Origin of the sequence: Sphingomonas endophytica (genome assembly GCF_001476895.1) — a bacterium.
GTDB classification, from domain to species: domain Bacteria; phylum Pseudomonadota; class Alphaproteobacteria; order Sphingomonadales; family Sphingomonadaceae; genus Sphingomonas; species Sphingomonas endophytica_A.
Genome location: NZ_LDTB01000106.1, coordinates 1 through 568, shown reverse-complemented (window position 1 = coordinate 568; position 568 = coordinate 1). Strand labels below are relative to the sequence as shown.

Genomic DNA, 568 nt, shown 5'->3' with positions numbered 1-568 from the left:
ACGATCGGCACCGCATCCGAATCGCGCGCCAGCGCCGACAGCGCGGCATCGACGATCGTGTCGGAGAAGCGGTTGAACGTGTCGATGGCGTCACCGTCCGGCGCATCGCCGCTCAGGGCCTCCAGTACGTCATACTGGACCGCGAACTCATATTCGTCGCCGTCCGCCTCGGCCGTGAATTCCACTTGCCGCTCATCGATGTTGTCGAGCAGCGAGTTGACGTCGATATCGAGCCGGTCACTTGCCATGCCTGTCCCTTTCCTTGTCATCGAATGCCGAAAAAGACGCAGGCGCGGCGATGTTCCGCTCGAAGCATCTCCGGTCGCATGAACTTTTGTTTACCATGTCGGCGCGTCGGAGGCACATCCGGTCGCAGCATGGATGGTAGGCGGCCCCCGGATGGATCAGCGCTACGCCTACAGGGGAGAACGGCCGGAAGCGCCATGTCGCTGACGCCAAAGGGAGATCGCCATGCGTTTTCGTTCGATCATGCTCACCGCCTGCGGGGTGGTGATGCTCGCGGCCTGCGCCAAGAAGGAGCCGCTGCCGCCGCCCCCGCCGCCCCCGC

General features: G+C 64.1%; 1 protein-coding gene. It reads right to left on the bottom strand.

Going from position 1 to position 568, the window contains the following annotated elements; translation table 11 throughout:
- The coding region (locus tag NS334_RS16170) for a DUF1488 family protein (RefSeq protein ID WP_058756973.1) at nucleotides 1–248 on the bottom strand (248 nt) is incomplete at its 3' end.
- Nucleotides 249–568: the final 320 nt, after the last annotated feature.